This is a genomic window from Nitrosomonas sp. Is35, assembly GCF_033063295.1.
Lineage (GTDB): Bacteria > Pseudomonadota > Gammaproteobacteria > Burkholderiales > Nitrosomonadaceae > Nitrosomonas.
Genome location: NZ_JAWJZH010000001.1, coordinates 2,753,368 through 2,776,234, shown reverse-complemented (window position 1 = coordinate 2,776,234; position 22,867 = coordinate 2,753,368). Strand labels below are relative to the sequence as shown.

The window sequence follows — 22,867 nt, the reverse complement described above, 5'->3', positions numbered from 1 at the left end:
TAAGCCTGTGTATATCTACTATGCTTAAGAATATGTAACAGCTAGGTAGTGATTAGTTTGAATACAGCTGCATAGTGATGTAGATCTGATCTAACCTGCTTATAACAAGAAAATCGTTGCCAACCCTAGAAAAATAAAGAATCCGCCACTATCCGTCACAGCCGTGATCATCACGCTGGAGCCGATGGCCGGGTCGCGGCCGAATTTGCGTAGGGTTAGCGGGATTAGCACGCCGAGAAGCGCGGCGAGTAGCAGGTTCAGCACCAGCGCCAAGGTCATGACCAGGCCGAGTTCGGCGTTCTGGTAGATGGCGAAGGTGAACAGGCCGACGATGGTTCCCCACAGCAGGCCGTTGACGATACTGACGCCGACTTCCTTGGTGATCAATTTCCAGGCGCTGCTGGTGTTGATTTGATCGAGCGCCAGCGCGCGCACGATCATGGTGATGGTTTGATTGCCTGAGTTGCCGCCGATGCCGGCGATGATCGGCATCAGCGCGGCCAGCGCGACCAGTTTTTCGATGGAATCTTCAAACAGGCCGATGACGCGGGAGGCGATGAACGCGGTGACCAGATTGACGGCCAGCCACACCCAGCGGTTTTGCACGCTTTTTAACACCGGCGCGAAAAGATCCTCTTCTTCGCTCAAACCGGCCAGATTCAGCGCTTCGTTCTCGGCTTTGTCGCGGATGAAATCGATGACGGTGTTGACGGTGACGCGGCCCAGCAGTTTGTCGTTTTCATCCACCACGGAAGCGGAAACCAGGTCGTAGCGCTCGAACGCATTGGCCGCTTGCTGAGCGACATCGTCCGGTTGCAGTTTGATGATTTCGTTGGTCATGACATCGGCAACCAAGGTGTCCGGATCGCTGACGAGCAGGCGGTTGATCAGCAACACGCCTTTCAATTGTTCATTCCGGTCGACCACGAAGAGCTGGTCGGTATGATCGGGCATTTCGTCCAGCATGCGCAGGTAGCGCAACACCACCTCCATGCGGACATCTTCGCGGATCGTGATGACATCGAAATCCATCAAGGCGCCGACGGAATCTTCCGGGTACGACATGGCGGCGCGTAGTTGTTCGCGTTCTTCCACGGGGAGCGAGCGGAAAACGTCGTCCATGACTTCCTGCGGCAAATCGGGCGCAAGGTCGGCGATTTCGTCGGCATCGAGATATTCCGTCGCCGCGACCAGTTCCTGATTGTGCATGTCGGTAATCAGCGAGGCACGGACGGCATCGGAGGTTTCCAGCAGCACTTCCCCGTCCCGGTCGGTTTTGACCATGCTCCAGATCAGCAACCGGTCTTCCAGCGGCAGCGCTTCGAGGATCAGCGCGATGTCGGCGGGATGGAGCTGATCCAGGAAAGCTTGCAGCTCGGACAGATTTTGTTTCTGCACCGTCGATTCAGCCAGCGATTCATCCGGCGCATCCTGCAGATTCACCAGACCTTCGACCAGCTTGTATTTGCGTAACAGAAACGTGACCTGCTGCAGCGGCGTCGGTGAATTGTCCTGATCGTTGTTGTTGTCCGTTTCTGTCATAACAGGTTTGCGCTAGTGAGGCAGCTTTCTCGTTGGGAATAAATTCAGCCTGCTTATACGCTGAATAGTTTGCAATTTGATGACCGGGAAGTATAACCGTCCGTGCTATGTCAGCACCAACAAAATATTGGACGGCTAACCGGGGTCGTTCCACTTTTTTGTATTTTTACTATGCGGCGCTGACCGTTCTTGTCGCCAGCTGACAAGAAACGTCACCTACTCTTTGCTTGATTCCTGCGTGCCCATGATAAGAATACATTTAATGTATTTGTTAATTGTATTTTCATTAATTGTCGACCGGCAAATTCTTGATTGGCACAGTTCCTGCTTATAGATGGTTCGTAGTATGAAAAAGGCAAACCCTGCGAAAGCAGGGGACGCAAAGTCACTGATCTAACGGGCCAATGCCCCAGGATGGCAGGACTGCCAGATAGCTCTTGTCTTGATCACCGCAATGATTCGACAAGTATCGAACGAAGTAATGTTGATACAAGCATATCCACGCAGTTCCGTCCTTTTAACGTTAAGGAGGAACCCTAATATGAATTTCAATCATCAGAAACGACAAACTGCCAATCCGCTGGCAACGGATGACGCAACAGAGTTAATGAGAAACGCCGGAACAAGTTACATGACCAAGCTGAGTGCTGGTGTAGTGCTCATGATGCTGGTATTGGCGGCTGCTCCCGTCACCCATGCGGCCGGTCTGCTGTTTAAATCTAACTTTGGCGCGGGTATATCGCTTGGAGCACCCTATGGCTTTGCTACTAAAGGGGCTTATCAGGATATTATAGGTACAGATAAAGAAACTGGTTATAGCTGGCCGGTCTCTGCTCTAGGTGCAAATTTCTCGGGTGTGCAACTGATTACTGTCGATCCTATTACTTCTACGACGATCGGAGATTACATCAGTGGTGAAATCAGATCAGTAGCTGGGCCAAAAGGGGAAGCGGTTAATGAGCTTTTTCAACAAGTGAAAATAACCGGCGAGTTGGGACGAGCTGGTTCACAGGCGCCACTGCTGATTAGAAGACCATGGACGATAGGTGATGTGAATGATTTGTACATTACTTACTGGTTTAAGTATCAGGCTAATTTGGAAACGCAGCTGGATAATACGGTTTCGTCCGCGAATTGGCGGTCACAATTCACACTCAAAACTGGGGGATACAATAACACTGGAGAAGGTGATTATCGAATGAGTGTGACTGTGATGAAAGGAACTGATGACAAACTCTATTGGTTAACAAAGGGTGATAATTTGGGTGGCGTATTCCCCACCAGGGTCGACTACTGGAGTGAAGAAAATCATGTTGTGCCAGTGCCGATAGATAAATGGTTTAAATTTGAAGTTTACTGGCACCGGTCAAGTGGCACTGATGGACGCTTCTGGGCAGCGGTCGATGGCGAAGTGATAGCGGATTACCACGGGCCAAATATGGGTGATTACAATCTTCCTATAACCCGGATTTTTGTGAGCAATCCGTATAGTGGCGGTCATGTGTCAGTGGATAATCACATCACCGGATTGGAGATATGGAATGACTTCCCTTGTGGCGATGGAGTGTCTTGCTTCAGCGCGGATTCTGTTGCTCCGACTGTGCCCTCTTCACTTCTGGCGGCATTAAAATCGACTACAACCACGACGAAGGTAAAAGGTAAGACAAGAACTATTTCCTCTGCATCGGTTTCGCTATCCTGGAATGCATCCTCCGATAATATCGCTGTTGCGGGGTATTACATCTACAGGAATGGAACAAAAATTGCAGTTAGTACTTCAACGAGTTATTCAGATTCACTTGGAAATGCTACTGGGTCTATTTATAGTTACACAGTGAAGGCTTTCGATGCGATGGGTAATATATCGACAGCCAGCAATGTAGCTTCGATTGTTTATTAGAGATTTTGCATGGTGATTACGTTTGCCGATCAGGTGCGTAATCACCGTATTTCTTGGATTATTAGGTCTGCATGCTTGGTGAACTGAATCAAATTAATAATTTCAACTGTGCAATGACGGGTTTTGTCTGAGGCCTGATCCCGCGCCATATAAAGAAAGACTCGGCCGCTTGTTCAACCAACATACCAATTCCATCGGTTATCTGTTGCGCGCCATGTTGCAGGGCGAATTTGAGAAAAGGAGTTGGTTCATGCTGATACATCATGTCGTAGGCGAAAGTCGCCTTTGCAAATACATTAGCGGGTAATTCAGGCAGTGCATTGTGCAGGCTGGCGGAAGTAGCATTGATGATGATGTCAAAATGCTCATCGGCGAAAAACATAAAATCGCCTGCGGCAATGTTGCCATAAGTGTTGAACTGTTTCCGTAGCGCTGCTGCTTTTTCAGGGGTACGGTTAGCGATTGCCAGCAGCGAGGGCATATGCTGCAGCAACGGTAGGATGACGCCCTGTGCGGCACCACCCGCGCCCAGGAGCAGTATGCGTTTTCTCGCGATGGGAATTCCCAGATTGGATTCGATGTCGCGCACTAGCCCGATGCCATCGGTGTTGTCACCGAGAATTTCGCCGTTTTCAAATTTAAGTGTATTGACGGCCTGTGCGATGCTTGCTCGTTCGGTTAAACGGGTCGCCAGTTGATAGGCTTCCAGCTTAAATGGCACGGTGACATTCAATCCCTTTCCGCCTCGTTGGTGGAAGTCTTGCACGGTTGCCTGAAAACCATCCAGCGGTGCTAGCAAGGCCACATACTGCATGGCCTGGTTCGTTTGTTGTGCAAAGGCGGTATGGATCAACGGTGACTTGCTATGTGAGACAGGGTTGCCGATTACGGCATAAGAATCAAGCATGGCTGGTATCTCTGATTAAATTTCCTAAGACTCAACAATTATTGACTCAGTAACATATCGGAAGCTGCGAATACCCAGGTACGGGTGATGTGCAAAATATCCGTGTCCTGGCTTATATCCGGTGGAAAGGGCGCGAATCCATTTTGCCCGGCGAGTTTAACGATATTGACAGCCGCTTCGTCGAGGATTTTTTCTCCGGATGAGCGATTGATTTCAATCGATTCCAGACTGCCATCGGCGCGGATACCGACGGTCAGTTGCAGGTTGCCATAGAGCTTTTCTTTTCTGGCGGCTTCCGGGTAATTCAAATTACCGATACGTTCGACTTTAATACGCCAGTCCTCAACGTAGCGGGCGAATCGGTACTCTTTGGTACGCGCGCCGACAAATTTGCGTTTGGGGCGTTTCTGATAACTGTCATGGTCTTGATCGATCTGTGCTCTCAGGCGGGCGATATCCAGGCTGCGCAACAGTAAGTCGGTCGAGTCGATTGCGACCGATTTGCTTTCCGATTCGTTCTTGTGTTCCTTGGGCAGCTCGATCTGGGGCGTTTCGCTGGCAGCGGCCATCAGCTTCTTGGCTTCTTGCTCCAGTTGTTTAACTTTTTGCTGCGCAATACTCTCAGCGATAACCGGTTTGTTTCTTGGTAGTACCGGGAACGGCGTTTTTGCCCGGCGATCCTCTTCCGTGTTGCCTCCGCCATCCAGATTATCTTGCGCCAGTAATTGGGATTCTTTCGGTTTTGTCTGTGTCTTGTTGTTAACCAGCACGACTTCCAAGGATGAGGCAATCTTGTCGGATTTCAGTTGCGGAAACTGAAAAGTCACACCGAAGAATACAAGGGCATGTAACAACAGAGAAGCCATCATCGCGGCAACTAGACGATGGCTCTGTAAGTACTGATAACCAGCCAGCGCTAAAGGTGAAGTTGCGAGAGTTTGAGTGATCACAGCCTAAGGGTTAAACCTTGAGTTAAGTCTATACGCTACAGATGATTGCATTATTTTAGGCAACAACAATGGGCTTGTCACATGATTCATGCAGATTTATGGAAGATAGGTCTTTATGCATCCAGTTTTTGCAAAAATTCCGCATGCAAGGTGCGTTCCAACAAGTCGATCCCAGATAATTTAAGTTTGACATAAGCACCCGGCGCCATCTCAGGCAACGAAGGAACTCGCGCGACGAAGGGGATATGATCGAGTTTTACTAAATTTTCCTTGATAACCTGAGCGTTCACGGTTTGAATCTTTTCCTGCAATAACCAGCGCAGGCACCAGTAACGTTCCATGGCACGCTGGAATTCGCCATAAATCCCGTAGGCTGTTTCAAAGTCGCGCATGGCGATTAAAAGGCTGTTGCTGTCCTTGTGGTAGGGTGGTGCTTCATTGCGTAGCATGGCGATGAGTTGCCTTTGATTGATCAGATCGACATACCGCCGCATCGGAGAACTGCTCCAGGCGTATTGGGAAACGCCCAATCCTTGGTGAGGTGCGGGAGAGATGCCCATTTTCACTTTGCCATTGGTTTGGCTGCGAAAAATACCGATGATACCGGCATCGGTGAGTTGTTTGCCCCACTCCGTATTCACATAAATCATCAATTCGGATACGACCTTATCGATCGGCGAACCGCGTCTGCGCTCGCTGATCGTGACATGATCGCCATTGATTTCAAAGCTGTAATCGACTTTATCGCTATTACTGTCATTGGTTTTGCCACGCTGAATTTCCATTTTGCAAGCAAATTTCCATAAGAGACTCAATTCTTTGCTGAAGGTATGCGTGAAATCGCCTTTGTTTAAAGCGGTTTCGTTGAAATGCTGCTCCAGCGCATTGTTGCGCAGGTTTGCGACAATGTTGATTTTTTCAAGCCGGCTTTCAGTAGCCGTGACGGTGAAATCATCCGATACATCCAGATACAAGGACAGGACCGGGCACAATTTGCTTTCAGCCAACGTAAAGTGATTGATCACCGCATCTGGCAGCATGGTGATTTTTTTTCCGGGCAAGTACACCGTGGAAAGTCTGGATGAAGCGGTTTTGTCGAGTGTTGATTCAGGGATAATTCCCAATGCCGGTGCTGCAATATGAATGCCGATGCGGAAACTTCCCAAAGGCAATGGGGTTACGGAAAATGCGTCGTCAATTTCTGTCGTTGAGGCATCATCAATACTGAATGCCGCAACATTGGCTACCGCTAAATCAAGCGGAACATCATCAACCGACTGTGATTCCAGTTCACCGAAACCAATGCCTTCAGGAAAATATTCCCAGATGAATTGATTGAAATGGTAATCGTGAGAAGACGGAATAGCGCCGCATTTTTCCAGTAATCTTACGGCAGTGAGTTTTTTATCCGTACAGACGGCCTCGAGGGCTTTCCATTCCAGCGAGTTCTTATCCGGTTTATAGAGTAAACCGGAGATGCACGATTGGAATTCCTCGGGCAGGATGAATTGATTTAGCTGTTCAACATAGCGTGCTTGTTGCGCAGCTTGCAGGCGCTTTTTTTCCTGACCGGCGAGCGCGGCCTTCAGTGCATCCGGCGGCGCGGCTTTGTAGCGGCCGTGTCCTTTTTTATAGAAATACATCGGCGCATTTTGCAGCAGCAGCAAGGTCGCGGCCGATTCAACCGGGCTCGGGGAATGGCCAAAGTAATCTGCAGCCAGCGTATCGCTGGTAAATTCGGTTTCTTGCGCGCAGCATTCCCAAAGAAAATCAGGATCCAATTCATCGGTTATTTTTTGTACATGCCCCATGAATTCGGTTAAAGGCGGTTTATCGAACCTGAACAACACGGACGAGGCCTTGATTTTCGATCGTTTGCCATGCACAGCCTCTATTTGCAGCGACGTTGTATTGTCAGCCAGAATAGTGCCTATCTTAAAGGTTCCAGCTTCTTCATAAAAAACATTCATGAGATTGTTTTTGCAGGGTCGATTGAATAATCGGGGTTCAGTTATTGTGTCGGGAGGAAATGCATTATCATCATAAAATTAAAGGCTTAAACAATACTATAAGACTTTTTTTGTGATGTGAAAAACTGCTCAGCGGTTTGCATTATATACGAGACATCGGTTGAATAAAAAAACAGTAGACCATGATTGCCGGGAATGGTGCCGGTATTTCTCAGGATACTGATTGATGTCCGGGATGTTACTGATGCTTGATCAAGCAATTCTCTGGCGCCGGTATGAGGAAGATCGGAGCTGAATTAAAAAGCTTCCGGTAAGGTGTGGCGCGCGTGCTGTCAATGAACTGCATATTGTTGAAGTGAAAAAGAGATTTAATCGTTCTGGTGCTTTTTAACGAACGACTGAATGGTGTTTTTCAATTCGGAATCCGGCAGTGTTGCGGCTAATTGATTTAAGCATGTTTTTCCGCTTGAACTTAATTTTAATTTTTTCTTGTTGTATCCATGTCTTGCTGATGGTTTTGCGTTTTTGGCAGCGTAATCCGCTTGCACCAAAATTTGAATTGCAGTAACTTGCCACTCTAATTTCTGCAGCTTAAGCAACAATGATGGAGAGATTTGCTTTAGTTTTGCGGCGATTGCGCCATTCTCGGCCACTATAGTCAGTCTGCCGTCCGTGATCCGGCCAAGGTTACAATGCTGTGCCAATTGGGTTGGGATCAGCTTGGAAAATGTGGATTGATCTTCATGCAGTTTTTGAGCCGCTGTGAACAGGCTCGCGTATTCAGGTGTTTTGCCAAGCAGGTTAAAGTAAGCGTTAACTTTATGAGAGGCCATGGGTATTTAATCGATATCCAGTGAAAACAAAGTATGAATATTATTTTTATTTCAAATAATTCGGAACGAGCGCGTAAGCTGGCGTTAACCAAAGTCCATATTGTATTATTAATGAGCGCTTTATTACTGGTCATTGTGACGGTGGCGCTGAGCTTGAATTTTGTTTCATTGCGCTACGCCGATCGGATCGATGCGCCTCTTCTGAGAGCCGTATTGGTTAATCCGCAAGAAGAACGGCATCAGAAGATTCAAACGCATCTGCAAGATAATTTAAATATCATGGCGAGTAAATTAGGCCAAATGCAGGCGCAGTTACTCCGCTTGGATGCTTTGGGTGAGCGTCTGGCGGAATCTTCAGGAATCAAATCGGGGGATTTCTCATTTAATCAAATGCCGGGACAGGGCGGTGCGCGGAATGATCTGTCCGCTGAAGCGCTGTCATTTTCTGAGTTCAGCCTCAAGTTGCAGGAATTATCCAATATGCTGGATGAAAGAACGGATAAGCTGGGGGCATTAGATTCCTTGTTGCGGCATGACCGGATCACAAAGTTTGTGTTGCCCTCCGAGATGCCGGTTGAGACCGATTGGTTTTCTTCCGGTTACGGATACCGGATCGATCCGTTTACTGGAAAGCGAGCGTTTCATGAAGGTGTGGATTTTACTGCGGAAGTGGGCGCACCCATCAAAGCCGCTGCGGGCGGTGTGGTGATCTATTCTGATAGGCATCCTGAGTATGGTAATATGGTTGAAATTGATCATGGTGATGATTTGGTTACGCGGTATGCACATGCATCGAAGCGTCTGGTGAATCTCGGAGAGGTTGTATTGCAGGGGCAGAAAATAGCTGAAGTTGGCAATACCGGCCGTTCCACGGGGCCGCATTTGCATTTTGAAATCCGGCATAAAGACAAACCGCAGAATCCAGCCAAATTTTTGAAAAAGCCGGGTTAAATGGGAGCACTGATTTCTTCAGGATTTTTGCAGGGTGAGAAATATGCTCACCCTTTGTTTTTTTAGACAATGTATTCATACGGAATATTTAGAGACTTATGCTAGGCAATCTACTTAAGAAAATTTTTGGCAGCCGCAATGACCGGATGATCAAACAGTATACCCAGGCTGTGCGATCTATCAATGAACTGGAACCGGCTATTGCAGAGTTGCCGGATACCGACTTACGTGGCAAGACGGATGAATTCAAGCAGCGTATTCAAAATGGCGAAACACTGGATGCATTGCTGCCCGAAGCATTTGCTGTGGTTCGTGAGACTGGCAAGCGGGTTCTCGGGATGCGTCATTTTGATGCGCAGCTTATCGGCGGCATGGTTTTGCACGGCGGTAAAATTGCCGAGATGCGTACCGGCGAGGGAAAAACGCTCATGGCAACATTGCCGGCCTACTTGAATGCATTGTCGGGCAAGGGCGTGCACGTTGTCACCGTGAATGATTACCTGGCAAAGCGCGATGCTGAGTGGATGGGTAAGATCTACCGGTTTCTTGGAATGAGTGTCGGAGTTATTTATGCGCAGATGCCGCATGACGAAAAACAAGCTGCTTATGCGGCTGATATCACTTACGGCACCAATAACGAGTATGGCTTTGATTATTTGCGCGACAATATGGTAGCGCATGCGAATGAACGTGCGCAGCGCGTGCTTAATTTCGCAATCGTGGACGAAGTGGATTCGATTTTAATTGATGAGGCGCGCACGCCGCTCATCATTTCGGGCCAGGCGGAAGGTGATACCGAGATCTATGTGCGCATTAACGCACTGGTGCCAAAACTTATCCGGCAGGAAACGGAGGAAAGTCAAGGTGACTATAGTGTGGATGAAAAGTCTCATCAGGTCACGCTGAGCGAAGCCGGTTTTGAACATGCGGAGAAGTTGCTGGAATCGGCTGGACTGCTCAAAACAGGATCTAGCCTTTATGATCCGGCCAATATCAATTTAGTGCATCACCTTATTGCAGGTCTGCGCGCTCATAATTTGTATTTGCTTGATCAGCACTATGTCGTGCAAAACGATGAAGTAGTGATCGTGGATGAATTCACCGGGCGCTTGATGTCCGGCCGCCGTTGGTCCGATGGTTTGCATCAAGCGGTGGAGGCGAAAGAAGGTGTCGCTATTCAGAAAGAAAATCAGACACTTGCTTCCATTACTTTCCAAAATTACTTCCGTATGTACCAAAAATTGTCGGGTATGACCGGTACTGCCGATACGGAAGCAGCTGAATTTCAACAGATTTATGGATTGGAAACCATCATTATTCCAACACATAGACCGATGATTCGGGAGGATCGTATGGATCAGATATTCCGTACGATGAAAGAGAAAAATGAAGCGATTGTTCGTGAAATCAGAGAATGTTATGAAAGTGGCCAGCCGGTATTGGTTGGTACGACTTCTATTGAAAATAACGAGTTATTGTCCAGGTTGCTGGATCGCGACAAACTTCCGCATCAAGTTTTGAATGCTAAACAGCATGCCAGCGAAGCGAGTATTGTCGCACAAGCAGGCCGGCCTAAAATGATTACGATAGCGACTAATATGGCGGGTCGCGGAACGGACATTGTGCTGGGCGGGAACCCGGAACCTGAGATAGAACAGATACGACATGATGAAAAATTAAGTGATGAAGTAAAAAAGAAACGCATTCAAGAAGTGCAAGAAAAATGGAAATTGACGCATGAGGAAGTGCTGAAGAAAGGCGGTTTGCATATCATCGGTACAGAGCGGCACGAATCCCGGCGGGTGGATAATCAATTGCGCGGACGTTCCGGCAGGCAGGGAGATCCGGGTTCCAGCCGTTTTTTCCTCTCGCTTGAAGATCCTTTGTTACGTATTTTTGCCTCGGATCGTGTAGCCAGTATCATGACGCGCCTTAAGATGCCGGAAGGTGAAGCTATTGAGCATCCGTGGGTTACCCGTGCCATTGAGAACGCGCAGCGCAAGGTGGAAGCAAGAAACTTCGATATGCGTAAGCAGTTGCTGGAATACGATGATGTTGCGAATGATCAGCGGCAGGTCATTTATCAGCAGCGCAATGAGTTGTTGGAAGCGGAGCAGGATATCTCGGAAACGATAACCGCGATACGTGAGAATGTTTTGGGAGACTTGTTCAATCTGTATATTCCTCCGCAAAGTGTTGAAGAGCAGTGGGATGTGGCAGGGCTGGAGAAGGCATTGGCAGCGGAGTATCAATTGCATTTCCCGGTGCGCGAGTGGCTTGAAGAAGAATCCGGCCTGCATGAAGAGAATTTACTCCAACGCATTATTGATCTGGCGAGCGACCATTATCAGATTAAGGTTGCACAAGTCGGCGCGGATATCATGCATCACTACGAGCGTGTGGTGATGTTGCAAATCCTCGATTCACATTGGCGGGAGCATTTGGCGGGATTGGATCATTTGCGCCAAGGCATTCACCTGCGCGGCTATGCGCAGAAAAACCCCAAACAGGAATATAAGCGCGAGGCGTTTGAACTTTTTACGATTATGCTCGAAGAAGTCAAGCGAGAAGTTACCAAAATACTGTTGACGGTACAAATCAAGAATGAGCAGCAGGTAGAAGCTGTGACAGACACTTTGCGGTCACCGGAAAATATACAACTTCATCATGAAGCTTATGAAGAAGCATCAGCGGAAGACAGTGGATATATAAAAACTGAGGATGATAAAACCCCGCCCTTTGTGCGTCAGAATGAGAAAGTAGGCCGCAATCAACCCTGCCCTTGCGGTTCAGGTAAGAAATATAAGCAATGTCATGGAAAAATAAAATAGATCATAAAGAACAATATCTTGCTGTGGTTGAGCTAAGTGATCTTATGGTAAATAGAAATACTTCCAGGATTGCTATAATCCTTAAAACGATTGTGGTATACTGCGCGCTTTTGTAGTTTGGGTAACGTAATTTAACAAATAAATCTAATAGGGATTGGAAGAAGTTTTTTCCTTTGTTGTATATAACTTACGATATTATTACTGATGGAATGATTGAACATGGCGGATAGTTTCAGCATTAATGAAGAGATGAGCGGCAGGAGAAAGTTCCTTGTGGCTGCAACCTCGGTAGCAGGTGGAATTGCTGGCGCTGCGATTGCAACGCCTTTTTTATTGAGCATGATGCCTAGCGAACGGGCGAAAGCAGCTGGAGCCCCTGTAGAAGTTGACATATCCAAGCTTGAACCTGGAATGCTGTTAATGGTTGAATGGCGCGGAAAAGTCGTTTGGATTTTAAATCGTACGCCAGATATGTTGGAAAGTCTGGTTAAAGTTGAAGGTCAGCTTGCTGACCCGAATTCGGATAAGAAACAGCAACCGGATTATGCAAAAAATCGTACACGTTCAATAAAACCTGAGATCTTGGTTGCTGAGGGTGTTTGTACGCACTTAGGTTGCTCGCCTGTATTCAGGAAGGATGTGGCGCCTGCAGATCTGGGTCCCGATTGGTTGGGTGGTTTTTTCTGTCCATGTCACGGTTCAAAATTTGATTTGGCAGGGCGCGTGTATAAAAGTGTGCCGGCTCCAACTAATATGGTTGTTCCTCCTCATGTATATTTGAGCGATAGTCGGCTTTTGATTGGATCTGAAAGCGAGGGATCTGCGTAAATGAGTAATATATTTAATTCAATGCTTGCCTGGGTCGATAAACGTTTTCCGTTGTCGTCAAACTGGAAAGCACACTTGTCCGAATATTATGCACCGAAGAATTTTAATTTCTGGTACTTCTTTGGTTCATTAGCTTTATTGGTTCTTGTCAATCAGTTGCTGACGGGAATTTTTCTTACCATGAATTACAAACCGGATGCCAGTCAAGCTTTTGCATCGGTTGAATATATCATGCGTGATGTGGATTATGGCTGGTTAATCCGTTACATGCATTCGACGGGCGCATCGATGTTTTTCGTCGTGGTCTACCTTCATATGTTTCGTGGAATGATGTATGGATCATACCGTAAGCCGAGAGAGCTGCTCTGGTTGATCGGGATGGTTATATTTTTTGTGCTGATGAGCTTGGCCTTCACCGGATATATTCTTCCATGGGGGCAAATGTCTTATTGGGGAGCGCAAGTAATTGTTAGTATGTTTGGAGCAATTCCGAGTATCGGGGAAACATTGCAACAATGGCTGTTGGGAGATTTTACACTCTCCGATGCTGCCCTGAACCGCTTCTTTGCCTATCATGTTGTGACATTACCCTTAGTATTGCTGGTTTTGGTTTTTGTGCATATTTTAGCGTTACATGAGACGGGATCTAATAATCCTGATGGCATAGAGATTAAAGAGAACAAAAATCCTGAAACGGGTATTCCCGTGGATGGTATTCCATTCCATCCTTATTATTCTGTCAAGGATATCGTTGGTGTCGTAGTATTTCTGATTGTATTTTGCGGGATTATCTTCTTTGCTCCGGAAATGGGCGGGTACTTCCTGGAATATAACAATTTTATCCCAGCAAATACTTTGCAAACACCGGATCATATTGCACCGGTCTGGTACTTCACTCCTTACTACTCGATGTTACGGGCTGTAACAGTCAACTTTCTGGGTATTGATGCTAAGCTTTGGGGTGTTATTTTGATGGCAGGCTCTGTAGTGGTTTTCTGTTTCTTGCCATGGCTGGATAGAAGTCCGGTCAAATCGATACGTTATAAAGGCCCTTATTTCAAAATAGCATTGACACTTTTTGTGATTAGCTTTTTTGTACTGGGCTGGCTGGGAACAAAATCTCCAACACCTTTATACACGTTGCTGGCACAAATCTTTACAGTCATTTATTTTGCATTCTTTGTTTTGATGCCATGGTATAGCAAGATAGATAAAACAAAGCCTGAACCAAAAAGACTAAAAGAGTAGAAAAATGAAGAAAATAACGATTGCTTTATTAATCTTATGCATGGCTCCGTTTGGCGTTCTTGCTGGTGAATCCGGTATGCCATTGGATAGAGCTCCGATTGATACAACTGACAATGCTTCCTTGCAACGTGGAGCGGAAAGCTTTGTGAACTACTGTTTGACCTGTCATGGCGCGAGTTATATGCGTTATAACCGGCATCGGGATATTGGTTATACAAACGAAGAAATTCTTAGTAAGCTGGTTTTCACAGGTCAGAAAGTTGGCGATCTGATGCAATCAGCTATGCGGAAAAAAGAAGGTGAAGAGTGGTTTGGTGTAGTACCGCCAGATTTGTCGGTCATAGCTCGTGCACGCGGTGCCGATTGGTTGTACACGTACCTGCGTGCATTCTATCGTGATGATGCGACTCATACAGGCTGGAACAATCTGGTTTTTGATCGTGTTGCGATGCCACACGTTTTGTATCAGCTGCAAGGTGAGCAAAGACTGGTGGTTAAAACGTCAGATAAAGGCGAGCAAAAAAGCCTGACACTCGAAAAAGCGGGACAATTGAGTGCAACCGAATATGATAAATTCGTTGGTGATTTAGTTAATTATTTGGTTTATCTGGGCGAACCGCATGCTAATGCGAGAAAACAATTAGGGATTGAAGTGATGATCTTTTTGTTAGGCATGCTAGTTTTATCGTATGCGCTCAAAAAAGAATATTGGAAAGATATTCATTAATATCAAATTTGCTGGATATACAGGTAACTTAGTCAAAGATTAGAAGTTATGATGACGCTATATTCAACAATTACTTGTCCATACAGTCATCGCTGCAGAATTGTGTTGCACGAGAAAGATATGGATTTTCAAGTAATAGATGTTGATCCAAATAATAAATCAGAAGATATAGCGGTGATGAGTCCCTATGGCAAAGCTCCGGTACTTGTGGAACGCGATCTAGTGTTGTATGAGTCAAATATCATTAATGAATATATTGACGATCGCTTTCCACATCCGCAGCTAATGCCTGCAGATCCAGTAATGCGTGCACGAGCACGGTTGTTGCTGTTTCGTTTTGAGCAGGAATTATTTTGTCATATCGATGCATTTGATGGCACAGATCAGAAGGTCATTGACAAAGCTCGGACAGTTATTGCTGATAATCTTGCGATGATATCGCCAATTTTTGATAAGCAAAAATTCATGCTAGGGGATGAATTTTCAATGCTTGATGTCGCCATTGCACCATTGCTTTGGCGTCTGGAGCATTATGGAATTCGTCTTCCTAAGCAAGCAGCACCATTATTGAAATATTCAGAAAGATTGTTCAGTCGTCCATTATTCATAGATGCATTATCGGCATCAGAGAAAGTAATGCGGAAATGAGTGATAATTCAACGAAACCATATTTGATTCGTTCCATATATGAATGGTGCAATGATAGTGGCTTTACCCCTTTTGTATCGGTAAAAGCTTATCCAGAGCTGGATGTTCCTATGCAATACATAAAAAATGGCGAAATAGTTTTTAATATTAGTGCAAATGCAGTTCATGCACTGATCATAAATAATGAATCAATTAGTTTTGATGCTCGGTTTAATGGGATAGCAAGAAAGCTTAATATTCCAATCGATGCAGTTAAAGGAATTTTTGCAAAGGAAGTCAATCAAGGCATAGCATTCCCATCGGAAGACGAAGAGATTAAAAATGAAATTGCCATTGAAAAATCAAGTGATTCAGTTCAAGATTCACTGGTTGCGCAACCCAAAACTTCTGGTAAACCAAAACTTCGCATCATCAAGTAAGTTTCTTTAAATTTAATTTGTACTTGTCAATTTGCCGGCATAGCTCAGATGGTAGAGCAGCTGATTTGTAATCAGAAGGTCCCGAGTTCGATTCTTGGTGTCGGCACCATAAAATCAATGAGTTAGATTGATTTTGTGATCTTCTAATTTTTCACTTGTGTCAAAATTGTGTCATTCAGAATTTCATCTACAACCATTGCATGTTTTCTGAATTGTTCGGGCGCCAAATGAGCATAACGTTTCACCATCTCAGTTGACTCCCAAGCTCCCATTTCTTGAATTACATTTAACGGTACACCTTTTTGAGTTAACCAGCTGGCCCAAGTATGGCGCAAATCATGCCAACGAAAGTCTTCTATGCCTGCTCTTCTTAATGCCTTTCGCCATGCCCTGGTATTGACCTGAATAATTGGTTTTCCTTGGTAAGTAAACACTCTTAACGAATGTTTGCCAACCTGCTTTCTCAGAACTCCCATAGCCGTTGCATTCAGTGAAATATGAATGCTTTTTCGTGCTTTGGCTTGATCTGCATGAATCCATGCAACATTTCTCTGCAAATCAACCTGCGACCATTCCAAATCAGTAACATTGCGTTTGCGCAATCCTGTTGAAAGTGAAAACTTTACCAAATCAACCAAATGCTCAGGTAATTCATTTAGTAATATTTGTACTTGCTCAGGAGCTATCCAACGAATCCGCCGTTTGGGTTCCTTATATAGCCGGATAAAGGGTGCTTTCTCAATCCATTCCCAATCTAAAGCGGCTCTTCGTAGAATGGCTCGAATTGTAGCCAAATAACGATTAGCTGTTGAAGGTGAAGTTTCTTTGCATTTTATCTCGCCCACTTCAGCAATTACTTCCCGAGTTAATTCAGAAAGTAATTGGCCCCTAAAAAACTGTTGAAACCATGCAACCTGCTTCATGTCCTGCTTATGTGAAGCCTTATGTTGCGTCTCCATCAGCCATTTATAAGCCGCTTCATCCCAAGTGCGCTTTGGCTTATCCCCCAGTCTTGCAACCCGCCAGGATTCCGCTTTCAGCTTATCGTGGAATTCTTGCGCCTGGGTTTTATCTTCAGTTGCAGCAGAGCATCTAACTCGCTCGCCGCTTGGTGTGGTGAAACTAATCCACCACGTCTTACCACGTTTACAGAGTGACATAATTGTTTCTCCTCATGTCCCACTTGCAACGCTTGCCGAGTGCAAGCATATAACGAGCGAATGTGATCAGCAAGATCATCTTCAATAAATGCCCACCGTTTCCCTAATTTTGCCCCCGGAATAATTCCTGCTTTAGCGCGACGGCGCACTTCTTCAGGGTGCAACTTCAAGAATTGGGCAGCTTCATTTAAATTTAATGTTCTCATGCGCCATCTCATTGCATTGTTAAAAAAGATTGGCTATAGCAAAATCAAAAATATGATTAAAACCGAAATTAAGAGTAAGGTTGATGCCAGTAAATTAATAATGGCCGCCTGCCTGGAAATTCTGGTCAGCTCATAAATCTCCTGACCCTCTCTACTTTTTATTTTTTCATTAATCAGCTGAATACAGCTTTCCAGAAATTGGTCTCGTGTTAATCGTGCATTACCCATGGATGCACTGATAATGGCATTGGATTTTTTGGTAGAATACTCACACCATCGATTAAAGTTTTCTTCTAATATCGCCTGGTAATTGCTTAGCAGTTCAGCATGAGCTTTTTCATTTTGTTCCAGCAATACTTCATTCAAGGTGTGCATCATCAACACCGGATCATCCTGTGACAGAACAATGCCGTGTTCTGACGCTATTCTTTCAATGATCGCATCTAATTTGTCGGCATTCATGTTAAAACCGCAGCCACATTTTCAATGTTGGTGAAGAGCTGCCTGCGGATAATCGTTAATCGTTGACGTACCATCATCGGCAAAGCACTATTCTTCAGCGCTTCATCGAAGGTAAATTTTGATTGCAGGATTTCGCTCAAATCTTTGCCGAAAGTCTCAGGCTTGTAATGTGGAATTCGGATGATGGCGGATACTCGCCCTTTGTTATCCATATACGCTTTCATTTCCTCAAACTGCTTGCCATTCATGGTGATTTCTCCCCAGTAAGGATTTAACCAGACAACAAACAGTGCTTCTTTCGGAAACTGTTTAATCAGATGTACAAAACCATTCAATGTATCCAATAGAGCCTGGCTGCCGGTGATGACGGTATGCACAACCAACTCATGCCCCATATCTAAAAGCAAGGCGGGTATCTGATTGCTGATGAGATAATGCGACATCGGCACAAAGGTGCTGGCACCATTGTCAATAATGACGTCATTTTCAGCATTGGCGATAAGTTCAATTAAATCATCAAACTTTCTCGGATCAATCTCATCATTGTTCATCACATTAATCTGCTTAACATTGAGTTTTTTAAATCCATAAAAAGTGGCATTAACCGGATCTGTATCAATGCATATTGGATTGCCGCCTTTAGCAAACTTATGTTGTGCTAGCGTGGATGATATGAACGACTTGCCTACTCCGCCCTTCCCTTGCAGAATCATATGTATTTTAGCCATCAGATCAACTCCTCTTTTTCAGTTGCAGAATTAAAACGAAATCCTTCATGACCATTCCCGGCTGAATTTCCTTGATCAATGCGTAGATGTTGCTTTCTGTCCTCACCAATATGTCGATTGACCAAAGTCCTGAACCATTGATAAGAACATTTGATTTTTTCTTCCTGGTGCAAAATGTTCCAGATCTGTCGAATCGTCCAGCCATCCTTGAGTGCTTGCTCAATATCAGGTTTCAATGCGATGAACGCTGGTAAAAATTGCTTACCGGTACTTTTGTTTTTATCCGCATAAAGTGCGATTCGATCTGATAAGGATTTATTCATCACACAATTTCCAAAAAAATAGTTATCTTGGCGTCCAAACAGCTTTTTGTTTTTTTGCTTTCCTTTCTGTTTATTTTTGTTGCTTTCAGTATCAATTAATTGCTTATCCTTTTTTTTGCTTCCAAGTGACTGTTATTTAGTTGAATAAAGCTTTTTTCAAGTATTTTAATACTGTTTGTAATTATGATATAACGAAAATAAACTATTTGCAAACATCGATTATAGTGTTAGTATATTTCTTGAATCTCACACAGCCGGGCAAGATATGTGGAGATGGCCATCTCCACCCCAACTTATTCGCACTCTGTGCTCAACGTTGATCTTGCTCTTCGAGGAAAACTGAAATGATTGACAAAAAGAACCTCAAGACAATTAAAAAAGAGAGAAGAGACAAAAAGCTCAGGGTTCCTGTTTTGCCAATCGAAGACGCTGAAATAAAGAGCAAAGCTACGGATGCCGGATTAACCGTTGCCGAGTACCTGCGCAATCTGGGCCTAGGTTATCAAGTGCCCAGTGTTATAGATAACCGGAAAGTGGATGCTTTGTTAAGAATCAATGCGGATCTTGGCAGGCTGGGTGGATTAATCAAGTTTTGGCTCACCAACGACAGGCGCACAAAATTAATTGGCAAGTCGCAGTTGCACTTAACCTTGGACAGTATCCGGAATACGCAAAGCGCGATGCTGGATGTCATTATGAAGCTTAAAAAATAACTTTCGGAATAGTCCTTTTTGACTTAAGCAGCTTAAATACGATGATCGCTAAAATCATACCCATCAAATCAGTGCGCAAAAGCAACTACTCTGCACTGATACAGTATCTGACCGATCCTCAGGACAAGAGTGAACGTGTCAGCCAGATCAAGGTATCAAACTGTTATTCAGATGATCAGATAGCTGCATTGATAGAGATACAAAACACACAGGAAATGAATAAGCGCGCCAAATCAGACAAAACCTGCCATTTGGTGTTGAGCTTCCCGGAAGGAGAGCGTTTATCCCTTGAGAGTCTTAATGCCATTGAAGAACAATTTTGTGATGTCTTGGGTTTTACAGATCATCAACGGATCAGTGTCGTGCATGATGATACCAATAGCCTTCACATGCATATCGCAATCAATAAGATACATTCTAGAAACTTAACAATCCACAATCTTTATTATGATTACAAGAAAGTAGCGAAGCTTTGTGAACAAATCGAACAGGAATATGGTTTAACAATAGTTAATCATGAAACCGTGAATGATAAAGCCTCCAGAGTAGCGCAAGAAATCGAAACCAGAACAGGTGTAGAGAGCTTGCTGGGTTGGATCAAGCGTGAGGCACTTACTGAAATCAAAGGCGCGGACAACTGGCATGACTTGCATCAGGTTCTAGTTAGGCATGGCCTTGAAATCAAGGAGCGTGGCAACGGGTTTGTGTTGGTTGCCAATAATGGCGTGGCTGTTAAGGCCAGTTCAGTTGATCGCTCTTTATCCAAAGGGAATTTAACTCAAAGACTGGGTGCATTTGTACCTAGTGATAATTTTGGACAATCGTCACAACAAAACGCCAAACAATACCAGCCAAAACCACTGCAGAATCGAATCGATACTTCAAAGCTTTATGCGCGATACCAGCAAGAGCAAGCAAATAGCGCCAGACAGAATTCAAGCCAGTGGGTTATGTTGCGCCAAAGCAGAGATCAACTCATTGACCGCGCCAAACGGGAAGCCAAACTCAAGCGAAACATCATTAAAAGCATCAAAGCTGGGAGATTGGCCAAAAAAGCGCTGTATGCAACCGCACATCAGCAATTCAAAACGACTATCGAAGTCATTAAAAGTGATTATCAAAAATCCTATCAGCACTCTAAGGCCCATCATTCCAGAATGGGGTGGCTGGATTGGCTCACATTTGAGGCCAGAAATGGCAATGCTGAAGCATTGGCCGTGTTGCGATCCAGAAGATCCGGTCAATTTAAGGGCAATCAGGTATCGGCCAAGCAAAGCCATGATAAACCTAATGGCTACTTCAAAGATGGCTTTATTAAAGACAGCTCTGTTGAATCGATCACCAAGATCGGCACAGTCACTTATAAAGCAGGATCAACCACCATCCGTGATGACGGCAAGCGATTAGTCGTGCTGCCGGATACAACACAAGATGCATTAGTGGATATTTTACAAGTGGCCATGAAGAAGTACGGCAGCCACCTGGCGATCAATGGAACTGAATCGTTTCGTCTTGAGATCGCTGAAGTGACCGCACAAAATCAAATGCGCATCACTTTTGACGATAAGCCGCTTGAACAATACCGTCAGCAGTTAATGAAACAGCACAGGGTCAATAAAGTGCAATCGGCAGGTCAAAAACGACCCACCACCTCCATCACCACCCGAAGGAGCTTCTGATGAATAACATCAATCTGAGTTCTAAAGACAGCAGAAATATCAAAAAAGACAAGATTATCGTCCGCTCATTATCCATTGTCTGCCTTGTTGGCGGATTCCAAGTCGCCACTCAGTATTTTGCGCAACAATTCAATTATCAACCGCAATTAGGTACACACCTTTTTCATATTTATGAACCCTGGGCAATTCTGGTGTGGGCGAATAAATGGTATGGCGAGTATTCGGGCATCTTCGATCTGGCGGCAGGTTTTGGTATTTTATTTTCCAGCATCGGTTTGATTCTGGTGCTGGTCATTAAAATGGTATTGGCCAATTCATCCCGGACCAATCAGGGATTGCATGGCTCAGCCAGATGGGCGGATAAGCAGGACATTGTAGCCGCAGGACTACTGGCAACAGGCAAGAATCACAAAAGCGATGCGGTTTATGTCGGCGGCTGGCGGGATAATTCCGGCAAAACCCACTATCTGAAACACCGCGGCCCGGAACATGTATTGTGCTATGCCCCAACCCGCTCAGGCAAAGGTGTGAGTCTGGTCATACCCACTTTGCTTTCCTGGACTCAGAGCGCGGTCATTACTGATCTTAAAGGTGAGTTATGGGCATTGACCGCCGGTTGGAGAAAGCTTCACGCCGAAAACAAGGTGCTGCGCTTTGACCCGGCATCAACCAGCAGCGCGCACTGGAATCCGCTGGATGAAATCCAAATTGGCAGCGGCACCGAAGTCGCCGATGTTCAAAACCTGACTACCTTAATTGTTGATCCGGATGGCAAGGGATTACAAACCCACTGGCAGAAAACCAGCCAGGCATTGCTGGTAGGTGTCATTTTGCATGTTTTGTACAAATCGCAGCGAGAAGGAACCCCTGCCACATTATCGACTGTCGATGCAATGCTATCCGATCCTGATCGCGACATCAGGGAATTGTGGATGGAAATGGCCATGCAAGATTATCTGGATGGCAAGAGTCATCCAGTGATTGCAGCCAGTGCGCGCGATATGCTGGATCGCCCTGAAGAAGAAGCCGGCTCCGTGTTGTCGACAGCCAAATCGTATTTGTCCCTGTATCGAGATCCGATCGTGGCCAACAATATCAGCACATCGGATTTTACAATCCGTGACCTCATGCACCATGAGCATCCCGTCAGCTTATACATTGTGTCACACCCCAATGATAAATCGCGGTTGCGCCCTTTAATCCGCATTCTGATCAATATGATCATCAGAAAGTTAGCCGATAGAATCACGTTCAAAGACGGTCAACCCAGCGCGCATTACAAACACAAACTGCTATTAATGCTGGATGAATTCCCAAGCTTAGGAAAACTTGAGATCTTTCAGGAATCTCTCGCGTTTATCGCAGGCTATGGCATGAAAGCCTATCTGATTTGCCAAGACTTAAATCAACTCAAAAGTCGCGAGACCGGCTACGGGCATGATGAAGCGATTACTTCCAACTGTCACATCCAGACCGCATTTGCACCCAACCGGATTGAAACAGCGGAGCATTTATCCAAACTGACCGGGCAAACCACGGTCATCAAAGAACAGATTACCACCAGCGGCCGCCGCTCATCAATGATGCATGGACATGTCACCCGTACCCTACAGGAGACGCAGCGCGCGTTATTAACGCCGGATGAGTGTATGCGACTGCCAGGCCCGATGAAAGATGCTGAAGGCAAGATCACAAAGCCTGGCGACATGATTATTTATGTGGCTGGTTTCCCTGCCATCTATGGCACGCAGCCATTGTATTTCCAGGATGAAACCTTTACGGCACGGGCACAAGTGAATCCCCCGAGCTTCAGCGACAAATTAACCGGACTTTGAGATACCT

At 45.5% G+C, this 22,867-nt stretch carries 21 protein-coding genes, 1 tRNA gene and 1 riboswitch; of the genes, 12 read left to right on the top strand and 10 right to left on the bottom strand.

Features of this window, described 5'->3' with window-relative positions:
• Positions 1-99 precede the first annotated feature (99 nt).
• The gene (mgtE, locus tag R2083_RS12970) at positions 100-1,542 is read right to left on the bottom strand and encodes a magnesium transporter (RefSeq protein ID WP_317538672.1); all 1,443 of its coding nucleotides are present in this window, start codon (positions 1,540-1,542) and stop codon (positions 100-102) included.
• A 344-nt stretch (positions 1,543-1,886) separates the two neighbouring features.
• A riboswitch (cyclic di-GMP riboswitch) is annotated at positions 1,887-1,973 on the top strand.
• A gap of 110 nt (positions 1,974-2,083) precedes the next feature.
• On the opposite strand from mgtE, the gene R2083_RS12965 reads away from it, so the two are divergent.
• Positions 2,084-3,442, top strand: coding sequence for a hypothetical protein (locus R2083_RS12965; RefSeq protein ID WP_317538671.1), 1,359 nt, complete (start codon positions 2,084-2,086; stop codon positions 3,440-3,442).
• An 88-nt stretch (positions 3,443-3,530) separates the two neighbouring features.
• Here the strand turns inward: R2083_RS12965 and aroE are convergent, their stop codons facing one another.
• The 4 genes from aroE to R2083_RS12945 all read right to left on the bottom strand — a co-directional run bounded on the left by aroE (position 3,531) and on the right by R2083_RS12945 (position 8,102).
• Positions 3,531-4,349 carry a shikimate dehydrogenase gene (gene aroE / locus R2083_RS12960; protein ID WP_317538670.1) on the bottom strand — a complete coding sequence of 273 codons (819 nt, stop codon included), beginning with the start codon at positions 4,347-4,349 and terminating at the stop codon, positions 3,531-3,533.
• Between the two features lie 38 nt (positions 4,350-4,387).
• A complete protein-coding gene (locus tag R2083_RS12955) occupies positions 4,388-5,218 on the bottom strand; it encodes a TonB family protein (protein ID WP_317539005.1) in 831 nt (276 codons plus the stop codon).
• Between the two features lie 194 nt (positions 5,219-5,412).
• On the bottom strand, positions 5,413-7,269 hold the full coding sequence (locus R2083_RS12950) for a ribonuclease catalytic domain-containing protein (RefSeq protein ID WP_317538669.1): 1,857 nt from the start codon (positions 7,267-7,269) through the stop codon (positions 5,413-5,415).
• A gap of 368 nt (positions 7,270-7,637) precedes the next feature.
• A complete protein-coding gene (locus R2083_RS12945) occupies positions 7,638-8,102 on the bottom strand; it encodes a DUF721 domain-containing protein (protein WP_317531653.1) in 465 nt (154 codons plus the stop codon).
• A gap of 33 nt (positions 8,103-8,135) precedes the next feature.
• On the opposite strand from R2083_RS12945, the gene R2083_RS12940 reads away from it, so the two are divergent.
• The 8 genes from R2083_RS12940 to R2083_RS12905 all read left to right on the top strand — a co-directional run bounded on the left by R2083_RS12940 (position 8,136) and on the right by R2083_RS12905 (position 15,863).
• Positions 8,136-9,053 (top strand): M23 family metallopeptidase, encoded by a 918-nt coding sequence (locus R2083_RS12940; protein WP_317531652.1) that lies wholly within the window; start codon positions 8,136-8,138, stop codon positions 9,051-9,053.
• A 98-nt stretch (positions 9,054-9,151) separates the two neighbouring features.
• A complete protein-coding gene (secA, locus tag R2083_RS12935) occupies positions 9,152-11,884 on the top strand; it encodes a preprotein translocase subunit SecA (RefSeq protein ID WP_317538668.1) in 2,733 nt (910 codons plus the stop codon).
• Between the two features lie 219 nt (positions 11,885-12,103).
• Positions 12,104-12,712, top strand: coding sequence for a ubiquinol-cytochrome c reductase iron-sulfur subunit (petA, locus tag R2083_RS12930; RefSeq protein ID WP_132429185.1), 609 nt, complete (start codon positions 12,104-12,106; stop codon positions 12,710-12,712).
• Complete coding sequence (locus R2083_RS12925) at positions 12,713-13,960, top strand: cytochrome bc complex cytochrome b subunit (RefSeq protein ID WP_317531650.1); 1,248 nt, start codon at positions 12,713-12,715, stop codon at positions 13,958-13,960.
• Between the two features lie 4 nt (positions 13,961-13,964).
• Entirely contained in the window at positions 13,965-14,687 is a 723-nt protein-coding gene (locus tag R2083_RS12920; RefSeq protein WP_132429189.1) for a cytochrome c1, read from the top strand.
• Between the two features lie 48 nt (positions 14,688-14,735).
• On the top strand, positions 14,736-15,335 hold the full coding sequence (locus R2083_RS12915; RefSeq protein WP_317531648.1) for a glutathione S-transferase N-terminal domain-containing protein: 600 nt from the start codon (positions 14,736-14,738) through the stop codon (positions 15,333-15,335).
• Complete coding sequence (locus tag R2083_RS12910; RefSeq protein WP_317538667.1) at positions 15,332-15,754, top strand: ClpXP protease specificity-enhancing factor; 423 nt, start codon at positions 15,332-15,334, stop codon at positions 15,752-15,754. The genes R2083_RS12915 and R2083_RS12910 overlap by 4 nt, the downstream gene beginning before the upstream one ends.
• A gap of 33 nt (positions 15,755-15,787) precedes the next feature.
• A tRNA-Thr gene (locus R2083_RS12905) sits at positions 15,788-15,863 on the top strand.
• A gap of 34 nt (positions 15,864-15,897) precedes the next feature.
• On the opposite strand, the gene R2083_RS12900 is transcribed toward R2083_RS12905, so the two are convergent.
• The 5 genes from R2083_RS12900 to R2083_RS12880 are packed head-to-tail and all read right to left on the bottom strand — an operon-like array spanning position 15,898 to position 18,633.
• Positions 15,898-16,881, bottom strand: coding sequence for a site-specific integrase (locus tag R2083_RS12900; protein WP_317532093.1), 984 nt, complete (start codon positions 16,879-16,881; stop codon positions 15,898-15,900).
• Positions 16,791-17,120, bottom strand: a complete 330-nt coding sequence (locus tag R2083_RS12895) for a helix-turn-helix domain-containing protein (RefSeq protein ID WP_317531646.1) — start codon at positions 17,118-17,120, stop codon at positions 16,791-16,793. Before R2083_RS12895 ends, R2083_RS12900 begins: the two co-directional genes overlap by 91 nt.
• Positions 17,121-17,153: 33 nt before the next feature.
• Positions 17,154-17,582 (bottom strand): conjugal transfer protein TraM, encoded by a 429-nt coding sequence (locus R2083_RS12890; RefSeq protein ID WP_317531645.1) that lies wholly within the window; start codon positions 17,580-17,582, stop codon positions 17,154-17,156.
• A complete protein-coding gene (locus R2083_RS12885) occupies positions 17,579-18,310 on the bottom strand; it encodes a conjugal transfer protein TraL (protein ID WP_317531644.1) in 732 nt (243 codons plus the stop codon). The genes R2083_RS12890 and R2083_RS12885 overlap by 4 nt, the downstream gene beginning before the upstream one ends.
• Positions 18,310-18,633 (bottom strand): TraK family protein, encoded by a 324-nt coding sequence (locus R2083_RS12880; RefSeq protein ID WP_317531643.1) that lies wholly within the window; start codon positions 18,631-18,633, stop codon positions 18,310-18,312. The genes R2083_RS12885 and R2083_RS12880 overlap by 1 nt, the downstream gene beginning before the upstream one ends.
• Positions 18,634-18,977: 344 nt before the next feature.
• Here R2083_RS12880 and traJ point away from each other — a divergent pair, with 344 nt between their 5' ends.
• From traJ to R2083_RS12865, 3 genes are read left to right on the top strand one after another with little or no spacing between them, the layout of a single operon-like run.
• Entirely contained in the window at positions 18,978-19,346 is a 369-nt protein-coding gene (gene traJ, locus R2083_RS12875; RefSeq protein ID WP_317531642.1) for a conjugal transfer transcriptional regulator TraJ, read from the top strand.
• A gap of 41 nt (positions 19,347-19,387) precedes the next feature.
• Positions 19,388-21,025: a TraI/MobA(P) family conjugative relaxase gene (gene traI / locus R2083_RS12870; protein WP_317531641.1), complete on the top strand. Its 1,638-nt coding sequence runs from the start codon at positions 19,388-19,390 to the stop codon at positions 21,023-21,025.
• Positions 21,025-22,860, top strand: coding sequence for a type IV secretory system conjugative DNA transfer family protein (locus tag R2083_RS12865; protein WP_317531640.1), 1,836 nt, complete (start codon positions 21,025-21,027; stop codon positions 22,858-22,860). The genes traI and R2083_RS12865 overlap by 1 nt, the downstream gene beginning before the upstream one ends.
• Positions 22,861-22,867 lie beyond the last annotated feature (7 nt).